Below are 15,424 nucleotides of genomic sequence, written 5' to 3'. Positions count from 1 at the left end.
ACATTCAACTTTCACGAAATGCCCGCGATCGTGCGCTGCCTCAAGGGGTGGTTCGAGGGGCGTCGTCCGCCAGGTAAACCGCGATCAGTTCGTCGACCGTGCTTTCGGCCACAAAGCCCAGACTGGTGGCCAGCCTGGGCGTGAAGGATTTCGGCCAGCCGGCAATGATTGCCTCGATCGCCTCGTCCGGCGTGCGGTCTATCAACGCCTCGGCTTCGGCCCCTGCCACGCGGCGGAGCGCGGCAATCTGGTCGGAGACCGTGGCCGCGACACCCGGCATGTTCAGCGTGCGCCGGGCACCCAGCGCGGATGTATCGAGCATCGCGGCATGGATGAGGAAGGCTACCGCCGAGCGCGGGCTCGCCAGCCAATGCTTGACGGTCTCCTTCACCGGCAGCACGGAGCGCTGCCCGGCGAGTGGCTCGCGCAGGATGCCGGAGAAGAAGCCCGAGGCTGCCGCGTTGGGAATGCCGGGCCGAATGACGATCGTCGGCAGGCGTATCCCGACGCCGTCGAGGAAGCCGCGGCGCGAGTAGTCGGCCAGCAACAGCTCGGATATCGCCTTCTGGGTGCCGTAGCTGGTCAGCGGGGCAAGGATGTAGTCGTCGGGAATAGGGTCGGGCAGAGGCGCGCCATAGACAGCAACCGAGGAGGTGAACACCAGCCTGGGGATATATTTCCGCCGGGTTCCTTCCAGCCGGATCGCCTCGAAAAGAGCGCGCGTGCCGTCCATATTGATGCGATAGCCCTTCTCGAAATCGCGTTCCGCTTCGCCGGACACGATGGCAGCGAGATGGAAGATCACATCCGCGCGGCGCGCGGCCAGATCCTGCGCTGTGCCGGGAGCGGAAATATCGGCGGCAATGGCTTCGACAAAACCTATGTCACCGGTTGGCACCGGCGGCTTCGTCACGTCCGCCAGCGTCATCCGGTCGATCTTTCGATCTCCAAGCGATGCTGTCCGCGAAAGCTCGGCCGCGAGTTTGCGGCCGATCATTCCACCAGCGCCAATGATGAGTATATGCATGGATGCTCCGTTCTCTTCCGGGACTGGTTTGTGATGCCGCTTCAGACCTGCCTGAGCGCGCGCACGACTGCGTAGGCTTCGAGCGACAGGGTTTGCGTTCCGTCATGCGTCAGCCGATCGAGCAGATCCGGTTGGCGCGATGCCGCGACGAAAGATGAGGCGTCAAGAATTGCAGCGCGCGCGAAGCCTTCGGGGAGGCGCACCTCCAGCGCGTTGGGCGAGGGGTTGCATAACCACAGCTCGGTGCCTTTTTCGGTAACCGCCGCGATCCCTCGCACTGCGCCAGGGACCGACGATTGCGGCGGACGGAGCGGGCAGCCTTTGAGCTTCGCCAGGCCTCGCACGATGTGCCAGACAGGATAGAGCTCGCCCTTGCCTTCGAACCAGGGCTGCGGAAACGACGTCGGCACGGAGAGGACGCCGAACGGGCCGACCGCGGCGCCGAGCGCGATGGCCGCCGCGCCGCCTTCCGCGAAGGCGGCGAAGTAGCCGAGGTTCCAGGCCGCTCCCATGACGCCCCGCTGGCGCGGATCATTGAAATTGACCGCCTGCCGGATGTTGGCGGGATTGGCGACCGGCGCTTCACCATAGGGATTGTCGCGCAACCCGATTGCGGACGGCCCAACGGAATATGGGCGGCCCTTGGCGATCGCCGGCACGGTCCTGGCAATATGCGGCAGGCATTCCAGCGTCTCCATCAAGGAGCGGTCGTCACCAGCATGAAAGATCGCCGCCGTCGTGAATGTCACGAGGTCTATCGCCTCGGCCGGGGGACGTTTGCGGTTGAGCTCGGTGAAGAAGCTGAACATGCCTCCGCCGATGCGAGATGCGGGGAAGGCCGCGCGCGCGGCCGCATAGAGCTTCGCCGCATCCGGCGCTGGCGGCCAGATGCTGCCGGGCAGCGTGCATTTGAGATCGGGTGCGGGCGACACCAGAACCGTCGTGAAGCGATGATCGAGTCTCGCGGCCATTTTGCCCAGGGAGTCGATTTCCGCCGCGGCGCCAGCATCGTCGACGTGCTCGACCACGGCTTCGAGCCAGGGTTGAGCGCCCATTGCGACGGCGACCTCGACCTGCCTCGCCAGCGTTTCGGCATCATGGCCGCGCCGCGGATCGTGATGGCAGATAACATGGGCAACGCCGAGCTGGTGCAGCGTGTCGAGATGCCGCAATGCGGCCGAAGCATCCTCGGGCTGGAGCCCGATGCCGAGAGGGGGCATTGCGCCCTCCGCCTCGCCAAGCGTCAGGGCGGCGACGCCTCCCGCCTGACGCAACGGACCCTTGGGAGAGCCCTTGACGGTCAGGGTGATCTTCTGTTCGACGACCTCGCCGGGCTCGATCCTGTATGGCCAGGGCAGAGCGAGGGGACGAACATAGGTCTTGTAGGAGGCGTCGGTCCAGTTCCGCTGGTCCTCCATCTCGAACGCGTCGCCCTCCATAAGGCAGCTGACCTCCAGCCCGCCGGGAGTACGGTGCGAGATTTCACGCAGATCCATCATCGGCTGCACCGGATCGATCTCCACAGGAAACCGTGTCTCGACCCTCTCGCCGCTTATGTGCGTGATCGTGGCGGCCGCGCCGCTTATGCCCTCTATGGGATGCAGGACGACAAAGCCGGTCCGGTTCGTGAGAAGCCCGGTCGGCGTGGTTCCGCGAGCCGAATAGGTCAGAACGCCTGCCGCGGTACCAGCGATGCCCACGTCATAGCCGAAGGTCTCGCCTTTGCTGGCAACGCTTGCGCGATAGGCCACACGAAAGCGATCGTCGTCCTTTTCGACGACCAGGTCGGTGATCTTCGGAATGAGCGTCGCCCAGTCCTTGTCGCGGACCACGAACGAGATTGCGCGGATCACCTCTTCGCCATGCATGCGGCAGTCGCGCAGGTTCGCGCCGTCGAAAAGCACGCTGAGGGGCCCGGCGCTCAGTAGCCGCTCCTCTGCCGGTAGTTCTTCGGTGCCGTAGAGGCGGACGGCGCGGGAAGGATCGGACTGTGTCATAGGATTCTCCCGGTCTCAAACGCGGCGCGATTTCCAGGTGATGAGGCGCTCGGCCAGCAAGGCGAGGATGATGATGGCGCCGATGGCGGTCCCCTGCCAGAACGGCGAGACGCCGAGCAGGTTGAGGCCATTGCGGATCATCACCATGATCAGAACCCCCATCAGCGTGCCGAATATCGTGCCTCGTCCGCCGTAGAGGCTCGCGCCACCGATGACCACGGCCGCGATGGCGTCGAGTTCAAGCTGGTTCCCCCCGATCGGGTCAGCCGACATGATCTGCGCCAGCGAAAAGGTCATCGCCGTCGCCGAAAGGGCACCGGACGCCACGTAGGGAAAGATCGAGTAGAAGAGGGTGTTGAGGCCGGCCGCCCGGGCGGCTTCGATGTTCGAGCCGACCGCGTAGATGGTTCGCCCGCCCTTGGAATATGTCAGCCACGCCCAGGTGGCGAGGTAGAGCGCGATGAGGAAGATGACGTTGGCGGGGATGCCCAGCAGGTTCGTGTAGACGATATTCTGCAGCCCCATGGGCAGTCCCGAAATCGAGCGCTGTCCCGACACGATGTAGGCGAGACTGCGCCCCATCGCCATGACCCCGAGCGTCACCACGAAGGGCGCCAGGCCGAACACTGCGATGAGAACGCCGGAGAAAAGCCCGATCAGGGCGCCGCAACCTATGGCGAGCGCGATCGCCACCGGAATGGGGAATTCCTTCAGGAGTAGGGCGAGGATGATGCCGGTCACGCCCGCGACCGACCCGACGGAAAGGTCGATGCCGCCAGTCAGGATCACCAGGGTCATGCCGACGGCAACTATGCCAAGCACCACCGATTGGTCGAGTATGTTGAACATGTTCCGCTCGGTGAAGAAGTGCGGCGAGATGAACGACAGGATCACCGCAAGCACCATGGCGAGGCAGAGCATCCGGAACTCAAGCGTGCTGGCGAATCTGGGCATCGCAAAGGATCGTGTGGGCGCGTTCATGCGTCGATCTTTTCGTCTTGAGGTGTATCGAACAGGCCGGCGATCCGGGCCGACAGGGCCCCGGCGTCCGGCAGCCTGGAGCCGGCCGGCAGGCTGAGCCCGATCCATCCCAGATCGTGCCCTCGGCGATTGGACAGTGGTGCAAGCAAGGTAGAGCGGCCGTCATTCTCGGTCACGATGCCGGGTTGACGCCTTCCAAGCGCGAGGGGGATTGCCGTCTCCTGCGCAAGATAGACATGCCCGGCCGCGAGTCCCATCGTTGCACCCGGCGTACCCTCGGCGAGGGCGAGGCAGACGAACCGGTCGTCGTCGATCAATCCCCAAAATGCCGTGCCGCCATGGCCGGCGACAAGATCGCGCAGGAATGCCGTGTTGCGCTCGGCTGAGCTTCGGGGCGCGGCGAGCAGCGTCAGGCTCTCTTCGCTCAGTCGCGAGGCGGGCAGGTCGGCGATGGTATAGCCGTCACTCACCACGACGACCCGCTCGCAGATCCCCAGTAATTCCTGGAAATCCGAGGAGATCACGACTACGGCTATCCCCCTTTCGGCCACCTCGCGCAGCAGTTCGTAGATTGCCTGGCGTGTCCCTATGTCGACGCCTTTCGTAGGCTCGTCGAGGATGAGCACTTCGGGCTCGATCAGCAGCCAGCGCGCGATAATGATCTTCTGCTGCATGCCGCCGGAGAAGTGCAGAAGGTTTGCATCCATGCGGTCGGTCGGAAGGTCGAGACGCGAAATCAGCTCGCTGGCCTGCTTGCGGCGCGCCGAATGGCCTCGCCCGAAACCCCTGTGCTTGCCCATCTGGGCGAGGAAGAGATTTTCGCCGACCGTCATGTCGGGCACGATGTTCTGGGCCCGCCGGTCCTCGGCGACCATTCCGAGACCGGCGCGGATTGCCGCGATAGGGCTGTTGGGGGCAATCTCCTTGCCGCGGACAAGGACGCGCCCGCGGCTGCGGTGGCGCAGTCCGAATATCGCTTCGGCGCTCTCCGAGCGTCCAGCTCCGACAAGCCCGCCGAGGCCGAGAATTTCACCCCTGCGCACCGTGAACGAGACGTCACGCACGAAAGGCGGGGCTTTGAGCCCAATTACCTCCAGAGCCACCGGCTGCTCGTTAGTGGTCACTCGCGAGACGGCCTTTCGATACACATTTCCGATGTCGCGTCCCACCATGTGGCGGATGACGTCGGCCTGCGTGAGCCCCGCCGTGGGCACGCTTTCGGCCACGGTCTTGCCCTCGCGCAGGATTGTGACGCGATCGGTGACTGCGAAGACCTCCTCGAGCCGATGCGACACGAAGGCGAGTGCCTTCCCGCTGTTTTTCAGCCGCCCCATGATCTCGAACAGCCGGTCAACCTCGATCGGCGAGAGGGAGGCCGTCGGCTCGTCGAAGATGACAAGATCGGCGTTGAGGGCCAGCGCCTTGGCTATTTCGACGAGTTGGCGTTGCGCTGCCGAGAGCCGGCGCACCTCGATGTCGAGTGGCAGTACGTGGTCGTGGCCAAGTTCCGACAGGATGGTCTGCGCCCTGTGTCGCAACTGGCTGAAAGACAGACGGCCCGGCATCGCGTAGCTGGGCAGGAAGATATTCTCCAGCACGCTCATGTCGGGCGCCAGGCTGGTTTCCTGTGCCACGAGGGCAATGCCGGAACGCAGCGCGTCGCGCGCGGATCCGACGGTCAAGGGAGCACCCTTGAAGAGTATCTCGCCCGACGAAGGCGGCAGGTGTCCGCAAACGATCCGTGACAGCGTCGATTTTCCCGCGCCGTTCGCGCCCAGCAATCCGCAGATCTCGTACCGGCAGAGCGCTATCGACGCGTTGCTGAGCGCGTAGGCGTTCCCAAACAGGCGGGTGACGCCACGAGCCACGAGAAGCGGCTCGGGAATCTTGCTGCTGTCTACCATCCGAGGACACACTCCAAGTGGTACGAATAAAGCGTCCGGGGGAGGGTGCCCCCGGACGGCCTATGTCGGCCAGGCCCCGATTACATCTCGTTGGCGAAGACCGTTTCCTTGATGGTTGGAAGCTCCTGCTCGATGTTCTTGCTGGTCACGATCTTGATCGGCACGAGGATTTTCTTTTCGGGAGTCTTGCCGCCGAGATGGTCGACCATCGCGCGTCCCGATTCCTGCCCCATCAGATATGGCTGCTGCATGCCCGAAACGACCAGTTCGCCCGACTGCAGCAACGGCACGAATTCCGGCACGCCGTCGAATCCGGCAACCAGCACGTCGCCGGTGAGGCGGGCCGCCTTGATTGCCTGCAAGGCGCCCAGCGTCGGGCCGTCGGTCTGGACGAAGAGGCCCTTCATGTCCGGATTCGCGGTCGTCATATCCTGCGTGAACTTGAAGGTTTCGTCCGCGGTGTAGGTCTGCATCTGCTGCAGCCCGGCTTCCTTGGTGATGCCAGCCTCTGTCATCGCGTCCTTGAAGCCCTTGGTGCGGGCCTGGCCGTTGAGGCGGGCCTGGCTGATGCCGACAATGCCCACGCTGCCGTCCTGCTTGCCGGCGGCCTTCATTGCCTCGGCCAGCGCTTTGCCGACGCCGTTCGCGCCCTGATAATTGTCAGAGATGATGAAGGACACATAGTCGCCGCTGTCCGTGCCGATGTCGGCGATGACCACGGGAATGTTTGCCTGCTTGGCGAGATCGAGCACGGCCGGCGCGGTCGAGCTGTCTGTCGGAGAGATGATGATCCCGGCGACGCCGCGGGCGATCGCGTCCTTGGCATTTTTAAGCTGGGTCTGGGCATTGTTGCCCGAATCCAGCGCCTGATAGGTGTAGCCTCCCTTGGTTGCGACATTCTCGATGCCCTTGGAGAGGTATCGCCAGAAGGCAAGATCAAGGCCTGGAGTCAGATAGACCAACTCCTTGGATTCGGCGAGAGCGGCGGTCGCCGTCCCGGCAATGCCGGTCAGCGCGACAACGCCCGCGAGGGCTGCGGTGGCAAAAAGGCGTCTTGTCAGCATGGGAACTCCTCCTGTTGTGCTGCATGGTTGCCCGGCAATCCGCCCCTATTCTTATCCCTTTCGAGCGGATTGCGTTAAAAGCTGCTTGGTCGTGGTGTAGATGCGTGTTTCGTGGACCGCGAAGGCCCTTGCGGCCGCCTCGGAATCGCGCGCCTCAAGTCCCGCAAGAATGGCACGGTGATCGGCGATGCTCGTTGCGATGCTTGAAGGCTGGGCGACTGCTCGCCGCCGATGGTCGAGAAGGTAGGAATAGAGATCGGCGGCGATATCCGCCAGCGCGGCATTGCCGCCCGCCCGATAGATGGCCGTGTGAAATTCGCGATCGCAAATGAGGAAGCGAACGGGATCGTCGATCGCCGCTTCCTGCGCCTCGATCGACTTTTGCAGGGTCTCGAGCGTCGCGGCTTCAACCCGGACGGCCGCGGCCCGCGCCACCTGATCTTCGATCAGCAACCGCGCCTCATGCACGTCGTCAAGACTGTATCTGGAAATGTCGCGATAGCGGGCCGATTGAACCGCGAGTTCCCCGACTTCCGTCGAGGCCACCACTGTCCGCGTGCCCTGGGCGACGGAAAGGATGCCCTTTGTGGAAAGGATCAGGATCGCGCCGCGCACCGTCTCGCGGCTTACCGACAAAGCGCCCGCAAGTTCACGCTCGCTTGGCAACGGGTCCCCCACGTCAAGAATGCCGGTCGCAATGAATGTCGCGATCTTCTGGACGACGAAGTCCTTCATCGAATGCTTCGGCACGCCGCCAAGCGCACTCCCGTCGTCGGTCAGAATCGCTCGTAGGTCCATCCGTCCTTACATCCGAAGAGGTCTAGTGGTCCGGTATATGTACCAGTAGGCCTGCTTCAGCTGTGCGTCAATAGCGAGACGCGGCCGTCAAATCTCGGTCGACAACACGATATTGTTTGTGAGCGGTGAGAACGTTCTCAGCCCGCATGCTCTCCGGCACAGCTTCGCCACTCACCTGCTTGAGCAGGATGTCGACATCAGCGTCATCCAGGTGCTGCTCGGGCACAGCAAGCTCGAACGACAGCGCTCACCGGCGGAGCGGGAGTCTTCCTTTCCATCGATTTCAGGCTGCTCGTGTTCTAACGCTAATAGGGCCAACTTCCGAATAAATCGATATGAACGCCCGATACTCGTGATGGATAGGAGTGGCGGGACCATGCTAGCCACGAGGCAGACAGACCGCAGGCCTGTCGTGCTTCACTCCAGCTTAAGCGCTTCGGCTCATATCGAAGGTCGCCGCCGGATGGCGTGAGGTTTATTCGAAAGGGAGAGTCTCGATGTCTGGACACGGGTATGAGGGCGGGCGGCTCGATCTCCCCTTCGTTGGGCTTAGCACCTTCGGTAAACGGCCGATCTGCCTTGATTGGGACAAGATCGATGCGGATGTCGCCGTGCTGGGTGTGCCCTTCGACATGGGGACCCAGTACCGCTCCGGTGCACGTTTCGGCCCGCGCGCCATCCGCGAGGCCTCGACGCTGTTTTCCTTCGGTCATGCCGGCGCTTACGACCATGAGGACGACCAGATCTATCTGCCGCTCGACAAGGTACGGATCGTCGATATAGGCGACGCGGATATCGTGCATACCGATACCATGGCCAGCCACGCGAATACGGAAATGGCGGTCCGCAAGATTCTTGAACGCGGAGCGCTGCCCGTCGTTCTGGGCGGCGACCATGCCATCAACATTCCCTGCGTCAGGGCGTTCAGCGAACATGGCCCCATTCACATCGTGCAGATCGATGCGCATCTCGACTTTGTCGACGTGCGTCATGGCGTGCGCGAAGGACACGGCAATCCGATGCGCCGCGCGGCCGAACAGTCGCATGTCAGCGGTCTCAGCCAGATCGGCATCCGCAACGTCTCTTCGACCGCCCGCGACGGTTACGAGGATGCGCGCCAACGCGGCTCGACGATCCTTTCCGTCCGCCAGGCGCGCAAGCTCGGGGTCGAAGGTGTTCTGGCGACCATTCCGGAAGGCGTACGCTACTATGTGACGATCGACATCGACGGTTTCGATCCGTCGATTGCGCCGGGCACTGGCACGCCTAGCCATGGCGGCTTCCTGTATTATGAAGTAATGGAAATGCTCCGGGGCCTTGTGAAGCGCGGCGACGTCGTCGGCATCGACCTCGTCGAGGTGGCCCCGGCCTACGACCCTTCGGGCATCACCGGCTTTCTCGCAGCACAGGTACTCCTGAACTTTCTCGGCTATATCTTCGTCGAACACGAAGCGCGCGGACGCTGAACGAAAGGAATTCAACGATGCCAACAAACGCAAGTAACGGTCAGGTTCACGTCATTCCTGCCCGCCAGGGCGTGGCGACGCGCGTTGCCCAAGGCCAGGTGATCACCGTCATCAACACCCACGGCACCCAGGTGGTGGACACCTGGGCCTTCTGCGCCGACGATATCGCGGAATTCATGTCGATGGAGCACAGTCGTGGAGCCATGCTCAAGGTGAACCCGAAGAACGGCGACACGCTGTGCAGCAACAGGCGGCGTCCGATGCTGACCCTGATACAGGACACGTCGGGTGGCGTGCACGATACGCTGATCGCCGCCTGCGACCGCTATCGCTACCAGCAGTTGGGCCATGTCGGGCACCACGACAACTGCACCGACAATCTGGCGACGGCCCTCGGCGCGGTCGGGCTGACGCCACCCGAAACCCCTTCGCCGCTCAACCTGTTCATGAACATTCCCGTCGGCGAAGACGGTTCGGTCACCTTCGAGGCACCGGTGGCGGGACCGGGCTCCTATGTGTCGATGTGCGCGGAAATGGATTTGATCGTCGCGTTCTCAGCCTGCCCCCAGGACCTCATTCCGGTAAACGGTCAAGGCTGCGTTCCAACCGAAGCGCATTATCGGATCGACGCCAAGGCGCCGCGCCTTCAAAGCGCAGCCCAGCATTCAAACCATTGATCCCGAAAAGCGGCTCCCGCTTTTCGGGATCAATGCATAAAGGAGTTTTTACATGCCGCGTACCTTGGGCATCGTGTTTTTTGCGTCGGCGGCTTCCCCTTTTCCGGCGGATTTTTCGGCGCTCCCCACCCTTTTGCGCAGTTCCTGAAAAAAAATCCGCTGCGACAGCGACGCTTTCTTGTGCTTTGGCGCGATGATGACGAAGGGCGAGCGGATCTGCGCCTCGGGAATAAGCAGCGCCTTAAGCCGGTTGTTCTGTCTAAACGTGACGGTCATGTGATCCGGCAGATAGCCGACGAAGTGGCCGCTCAGGATATACATCGCCTGCGCCTCGATATTCGAAGCATAGGCGCCGACATGCGCGTTGGGGAAATGCTGCAATTCCGACTTGTTGGCATAAGGGCGCACCACCATCTGCGATGCTTCCACATCAGCCTTTGTCACCAGCTTGCGGGAAAACAGCGGGTGGCGCTCGCTGCAGTAGAGCGAGTTGATTTCATAATGGAACTCGGTCTGCGAATAGCCGGGCAGCAATTTGATGCGGGGGGAGATCGCGAAGTCGATCCCGCCCTTGGCGGTTTCCGCGATAAGCTGTTCAGGCGAGCCGATGGTGATGCGCAGATCGACTTCGCTGGCTTTCTTGATGAACTGATGAATGACGTCATCGAGGCCCAGGGCTGAATCGGTAACGGTGGCATCGACGATCCCGACGCGCAGCACACCCGTCGCCTTGGAGCGCAGTTCGCCCAGCTGCATCTCGAACGCCGACAGCGCTGAAGTCAGCGAATGGGAATATTCATAGACCGCGGTGCCCCTATCGGTCAGTTCGAAGCCGCGCCTGCCGCGTTGGCACAGCGAAAACCCCAGCCGTTCCTCCAACGCATTGATTTGGAAACTGATCGTCGACTGGCTCATCGCCAAAGCAAGCTGCGCTCCGGTAAATCCGCCATGCTCGACCACCGAGCGGAAAACCCTGAGCGCACGAATGTCGGCAACCGACAGACGCATTCTGACACTCCTCCCTGAGTCTCTCAGACGGTGTCGGGTATCAGCCTTACATCGCCAACTTCGATGTATAGTCTATTCCTTCCATGTTTATCAAAGATTCAATCCTGCCATGCTGCCCTACCAGATGGTGCCGTGCCGTCATGCCACTGGGGAAGCAAACAATCGGGCCGGCATTGCAGCCGGCTGACGACCTGGAGGTTTAAGGCTCGTCACGTATGCGAGATTCCTGAGCGCGTACAGAAGCCTCGGACTCCAAATAATCCATAATAAACGGGAACATACGAAACTGGAGGAAGTTATGCGATCCGCTTTGAAACTGTGCACTTCGACGCTGTTGGCCGCGTCGCTCTCGCTCGCCGTGGCGAGCTTTGCCACCGCCTCCGATCTTCTGGATCGGATCAAGGCAAAGGGGGAAATCACCATCGCGTCCGAGGCCCGCTACCCGCCGTTCGAATATGTCGAAAACGGCAAGATCGTAGGCTACGGAGTTGACCTCTTCGAAGAAGTCATGAAGGCGCTGCCGGACGTGAAGGTGAACCGGCTCGACCTGCCGTTCCAGGGCTTGCTGCCCGGTTTGCAGACGGAGAAGTTCGATGCCATCATAACGTCCGTCACCGTTAACAAACAGCGCTATGATACCTACAGGCTGTCTCTGCCAATCGCCGACGCGTCGTTCTCCTACGTCAAGCGCAAAGGCGACACCGCCTTGAACACGCCCGAAGACCTGAGCGGCAAAAATGTCGGCACGCAGGCCGGCTCGGCACAGCTCAAGGGCACCGAGGCCTTTTCCGAGGATTTAAAGGCAAAAGGCCTAGCGCCGATCGCCAACATCCAGACCTATGTCGACTTCAATGAAGCCTATGCCGATCTCGCTGCCGGGCGCACGGATGCCGTCGTGAATTCCCTGCCCAATCTGCTCTACCTGCAGACGCAGCGCGGCGACGTCTTCGAAACCATCCGCACAACGTTCGGGGACCCGACCTATTTCAGCTGGGCCTTCCGCAAGGACGACGACAGCAAGGCGCTTGCCGACTTCATCGATGACCAGTTCCGCAAGCTCGCCGCCGATGGAACCATGGCCAAACTTCAGGAAAAGTGGTTCGGCTTCACCATGAAACTGCCGACGGACGCTCTGCCCGAACCCAAGAGCTGACGAGTCGGCATCCAACGCCCGGATAAAGGTGAGGCTTTCCAGCCTCGCCTGCCTAACAACGCACAGGCTGCAAGCCTGGCCTCAAGTCCATAAGGTCTGACGACTTGGCAATGTTCGCCCTCATCCAGAACAACCTGCCCATCATGCTCTGGGGCGCGGGCATGACCATCCTGGTGTCGGGCGTCGCCATCATCCTCGGCATGCCGCTCGGCCTCGTCCTGTGCTTCGGCGTCACCTCGAAGAAGACGTGGCTGCGCTACTTTTCGCGCATCTATCAAAGCGTGTGGCGCGGCACGCCCATCCTCGTGCAGTTGCTGATTATCTATTATCTGCTGCCGCTCATCGGCATCAATGTAGCGCCCATCCTCGCGGCCATCCTCGCGCTGACCCTGAACACGATCGCCTTCCAGGCCGAGATATTTCGCGGCGGACTTTTGGCCATTCCACCAGGGCAACTGGAGGCGGCGCGCATGGTAGGCATACGCAAATGGGCGGGGCGCCAGCATATACTCGTGCCCCAGATATTGCGCCTCGTCATCCCGTCGCTGGTCAATGAGACCATCAGCATCCTGAAAAACTCATCGCTGGTCTCCGTCATCGCGGTGACGGAACTGATGCGGGTAAGCCAGCAGATCGTCGCGACCACCTATCGCCCGTTCGAAATCTACATCACCGCCGCCGTCATCTATATCGTCATCAATTTCCTTCTGTCGCTGATCGGCCGCATGGCCGAGCAACGGCTGGCGCAGAGGGCCTGAGCCATGGCGCAATTCTTCGACCTATGGGTGCAATACGGACCGCTGATGCTGGCCGGCCTGGCGACGACGGCCTGGATCTGCGCACTTGCCACAGCCCTCGGACTGGCGATCGGCCTGTTGCTCGCCTGCCTCGAGAGCACGCCGTTCACGCCACTGCGCTGGGCCGTTCGTGCCTATATCGAGATCATGCGCGGCCTGCCGATCCTGATCCTGCTGTTCGTGCTCTATTATGGCGGCCCGAGCATAGGCCTCCGGCTGAGTGCCGAAGCGGTGGGTGTTTTCGGCCTCGGCTTCTATGGTGCCGCCTATTTCGCCGAAATCTTCCGCTCCGGTTTCCAGTCGATCTCCAAAGGCCAGATCGAGGCGGCGCGCATGGCCGGGCTCTCAGGCACGCAGATCATCCGCCATATCAAGCTGCCGCAGATGCTGGTCATGATCACGCCACCGATGGTCAACCAGATCATCATCCTCATCAAGGAATCCGCGGTGCTGTCCATCATCACCGTTGCCGAGCTGACCAAGAACACGACGCAATTCGTCAACGAGACCTACGCGGTCATCGAACCTTATCTCGCCGCCGCCCTACTGTACTGGCTGCTGGTCGAGGCAGTCGCGCAGCTCGGCAAATATGTTGAGCGCCGGGTGCGGTTCTAGGCCGCTCAACCACCAATTTGGGAATAAACGATGGCCACTGAAACCACCGAGCCCGTCATCAAGATCCGGAATCTGACCAAGGATTTCGGCACATTCGCGGCCCTGTCCGGGATCTCGCTCGACATCAACCTCTCCGAGGTCGTCTGCATCATCGGACCCTCGGGGTCGGGCAAGAGCACGTTGCTGCGTTGCGCGAGCTTCCTCGAGGAATATACGAGCGGCGAGATCGAGATCGAGGGCCGGTTGCTCGGCTACAAGCGCGGTGCCGAAGGACTGGTACGAGAAAGCGACCAGAACATCGATTCCGTGCGCCGCAACGTCGGCATGGTGTTCCAGCACTTCAACCTATGGCCGCATATGACAGTGCTGGATAACGTGACGCTGGGATTGCGTCTTTCCAAGCGCGCTCCCGCCGCCAAGGCGAAGGAAAGCGGGCGCCGTGCGCTGGCCAAGGTCGGCCTCGCGGATTTCGCCGAGCGCTACCCCTCGCAGCTTTCCGGCGGCCAGCAGCAGCGCGTCGGCATCGCCCGGGCGGTCGCGATGGAGCCGCATGTGATCCTGTTCGACGAACCGACCTCCGCACTCGATCCCCAGCTCGTCGGCGAGGTTCTCGACACCATGAAGCAACTGGCCGTCGAGGGCATCACCATGGTGGTGGTGACGCACGAGATGGGCTTTGCCGCCCAGGTCGCCGACCGTGTCGTCTTCATGGACCGCGGCAAGGTGATCGAGCAGGGCCCGCCCGCCAAACTCTTCAACGATCCGCAAAGCCCGCGCTTGCGTGAATTCCTCGACACTTGGAGACAGCGCAACATGCTGTTCCAGAGCGAGCCCACCGCCGGCCAGTAGGGCAGCGGCACAATCGACACGACAAGACGGAGGACCGTACCATGAGCGAAGGTTTGAGCCCGGCAGGTGTTCCCCGCATGTATGGCGACGTGCCACCCTTCATGGCATTTCCCTATGTGCGCGATCTGGCAGGTCTTTCCGCCGACGCTGTGGTGGTGGGCATGCCCTATGACGGCATCGCCACCTTTCGCGGCGGCGCGACCCGCCGCGCCCCGCAGGAAATCCGCAAATACTCGCTTCTTTATGGCAGCTACAGCTTCGACTGGGACCTCGACATGCTGGCCCATATCACCGTCGCCGATGCCGGCGACATCGATGTAGTGCCGGGCGACAATGCCGCCAGCTACGCCCGCCTCGAAGCGCGGCTTGCCGCGGTGCTGGTCAACGGGGCGGTGCCGCTGACCATCGGCGGCGATCACGGCATCAGCTATCCGGCGGTACGCGCGGTCTCCGATGCCGGCGACACCCCGGTCGGGCTCATCGTCTTCGACACCCATCTCGATCTCAGCGAATCCTTCGGCGGCGACCGCCTCACCCGCGCCTCGCCCCTGCTGCGCATTGCCGAACTCGACAAGGTGGCCCCTCGCCGCATCGTTGTCATCGGCGCGCGCGGCCCCCGCAACCTGCTCGAATGGACCCCGCTCTACCGCAAGCTCGGCATCACCGTGTTTTCCATGGAGGAAGTCGAGCGCCTCGGCATCGAAACGGTTGCCGAACGCGCACGCGCCATCGCCAGTGCCGACGGCGCGCGCCTCTATATCAGCCTCGACATCGACGGCGTCGATCCAGCCTTTGCCCCGGCAACCAACAGCCCCGAACCAGGCGGCCTTACCTCGCGCGAGATCATTCGCGGCGTAAGGATAGTGGCCCGCGACGGCTTTGCTGGGTTCGACCTCGTGGAGGTATCGCCGGATTTCGATGCTTCCAGCGGCACCACCAGCATCCTGGCCGGCCGGCTGCTGGCCGAGGCCCTGTTCTGCCTCGCGGCCAAGCGCGCCGGCAAGCAGAACGCCTGGCGCGACGCCCACAGGTCCGACTTCCAACAGAAATAGCACCACCTTCGGAGTGCGCCTCGCGGTCAAGCGACC

14 protein-coding genes and 1 pseudogene are annotated in these 15,424 nt (G+C 62.4%); 8 read left to right on the top strand and 7 right to left on the bottom strand.

Features of this window, described 5'->3' with window-relative positions:
* Positions 1-40: 40 nt before the first annotated feature.
* The 6 genes from denD to FJ979_RS12090 all read right to left on the bottom strand — a co-directional run bounded on the left by denD (position 41) and on the right by FJ979_RS12090 (position 7,771).
* Positions 41-1,027 (bottom strand): D-erythronate dehydrogenase, encoded by a 987-nt coding sequence (gene denD / locus FJ979_RS12115; RefSeq protein WP_140581158.1) that lies wholly within the window; start codon positions 1,025-1,027, stop codon positions 41-43.
* A 41-nt stretch (positions 1,028-1,068) separates the two neighbouring features.
* Positions 1,069-3,024 carry a hypothetical protein gene (locus FJ979_RS12110; RefSeq protein ID WP_140581155.1) on the bottom strand — a complete coding sequence of 652 codons (1,956 nt, stop codon included), beginning with the start codon at positions 3,022-3,024 and terminating at the stop codon, positions 1,069-1,071.
* 15 nt (positions 3,025-3,039) lie between these two features.
* Positions 3,040-3,978 (bottom strand): ABC transporter permease, encoded by a 939-nt coding sequence (locus tag FJ979_RS12105; protein WP_224619126.1) that lies wholly within the window; start codon positions 3,976-3,978, stop codon positions 3,040-3,042.
* A 23-nt stretch (positions 3,979-4,001) separates the two neighbouring features.
* On the bottom strand, positions 4,002-5,909 hold the full coding sequence (locus FJ979_RS12100) for a sugar ABC transporter ATP-binding protein (RefSeq protein ID WP_140581153.1): 1,908 nt from the start codon (positions 5,907-5,909) through the stop codon (positions 4,002-4,004).
* Between the two features lie 80 nt (positions 5,910-5,989).
* Complete coding sequence (locus tag FJ979_RS12095; RefSeq protein ID WP_140498327.1) at positions 5,990-6,973, bottom strand: substrate-binding domain-containing protein; 984 nt, start codon at positions 6,971-6,973, stop codon at positions 5,990-5,992.
* A gap of 51 nt (positions 6,974-7,024) precedes the next feature.
* A complete protein-coding gene (locus tag FJ979_RS12090) occupies positions 7,025-7,771 on the bottom strand; it encodes an FCD domain-containing protein (RefSeq protein WP_140498326.1) in 747 nt (248 codons plus the stop codon).
* A 139-nt stretch (positions 7,772-7,910) separates the two neighbouring features.
* Here FJ979_RS12090 and FJ979_RS12085 point away from each other — a divergent pair.
* The 3 genes and pseudogenes from FJ979_RS12085 to FJ979_RS12075 all read left to right on the top strand — a co-directional run.
* Positions 7,911-8,009, top strand: a pseudogene (locus tag FJ979_RS12085) (tyrosine-type recombinase/integrase); the annotation flags it as partial.
* Between the two features lie 259 nt (positions 8,010-8,268).
* Positions 8,269-9,237, top strand: a complete 969-nt coding sequence (gene speB, locus FJ979_RS12080) for an agmatinase (protein ID WP_140581150.1) — start codon at positions 8,269-8,271, stop codon at positions 9,235-9,237.
* 17 nt (positions 9,238-9,254) lie between these two features.
* On the top strand, positions 9,255-9,914 hold the full coding sequence (locus tag FJ979_RS12075) for an urea carboxylase-associated family protein (protein ID WP_140581147.1): 660 nt from the start codon (positions 9,255-9,257) through the stop codon (positions 9,912-9,914).
* Positions 9,915-9,962: 48 nt separating this feature from the next.
* On the opposite strand, the gene FJ979_RS12070 is transcribed toward FJ979_RS12075, so the two are convergent.
* A complete protein-coding gene (locus tag FJ979_RS12070; protein WP_140581145.1) occupies positions 9,963-10,922 on the bottom strand; it encodes a LysR family transcriptional regulator in 960 nt (319 codons plus the stop codon).
* A 298-nt stretch (positions 10,923-11,220) separates the two neighbouring features.
* Between FJ979_RS12070 and FJ979_RS12065 the strand changes: the two genes are divergently transcribed.
* From FJ979_RS12065 to FJ979_RS12045, 5 genes are all read left to right on the top strand, one after another.
* Positions 11,221-12,075, top strand: a complete 855-nt coding sequence (locus FJ979_RS12065; RefSeq protein WP_140581142.1) for a transporter substrate-binding domain-containing protein — start codon at positions 11,221-11,223, stop codon at positions 12,073-12,075.
* Between the two features lie 110 nt (positions 12,076-12,185).
* Positions 12,186-12,833 (top strand): amino acid ABC transporter permease, encoded by a 648-nt coding sequence (locus FJ979_RS12060; RefSeq protein WP_140581140.1) that lies wholly within the window; start codon positions 12,186-12,188, stop codon positions 12,831-12,833.
* Positions 12,834-12,836: 3 nt separating this feature from the next.
* Positions 12,837-13,487 (top strand): amino acid ABC transporter permease, encoded by a 651-nt coding sequence (locus FJ979_RS12055; RefSeq protein ID WP_140498320.1) that lies wholly within the window; start codon positions 12,837-12,839, stop codon positions 13,485-13,487.
* Between the two features lie 30 nt (positions 13,488-13,517).
* Positions 13,518-14,336 (top strand): amino acid ABC transporter ATP-binding protein, encoded by an 819-nt coding sequence (locus tag FJ979_RS12050; RefSeq protein WP_140498319.1) that lies wholly within the window; start codon positions 13,518-13,520, stop codon positions 14,334-14,336.
* Between the two features lie 41 nt (positions 14,337-14,377).
* A complete protein-coding gene (locus FJ979_RS12045) occupies positions 14,378-15,388 on the top strand; it encodes an agmatinase family protein (protein WP_140498318.1) in 1,011 nt (336 codons plus the stop codon).
* The last annotated feature ends 36 nt before the right edge of the window (positions 15,389-15,424 follow it).

Source organism: Mesorhizobium sp. B1-1-6 (genome assembly GCF_006443035.1).
Lineage (GTDB): Bacteria > Pseudomonadota > Alphaproteobacteria > Rhizobiales > Rhizobiaceae > Mesorhizobium.
This window is presented reverse-complemented; position numbering and strand designations above follow the sequence as displayed.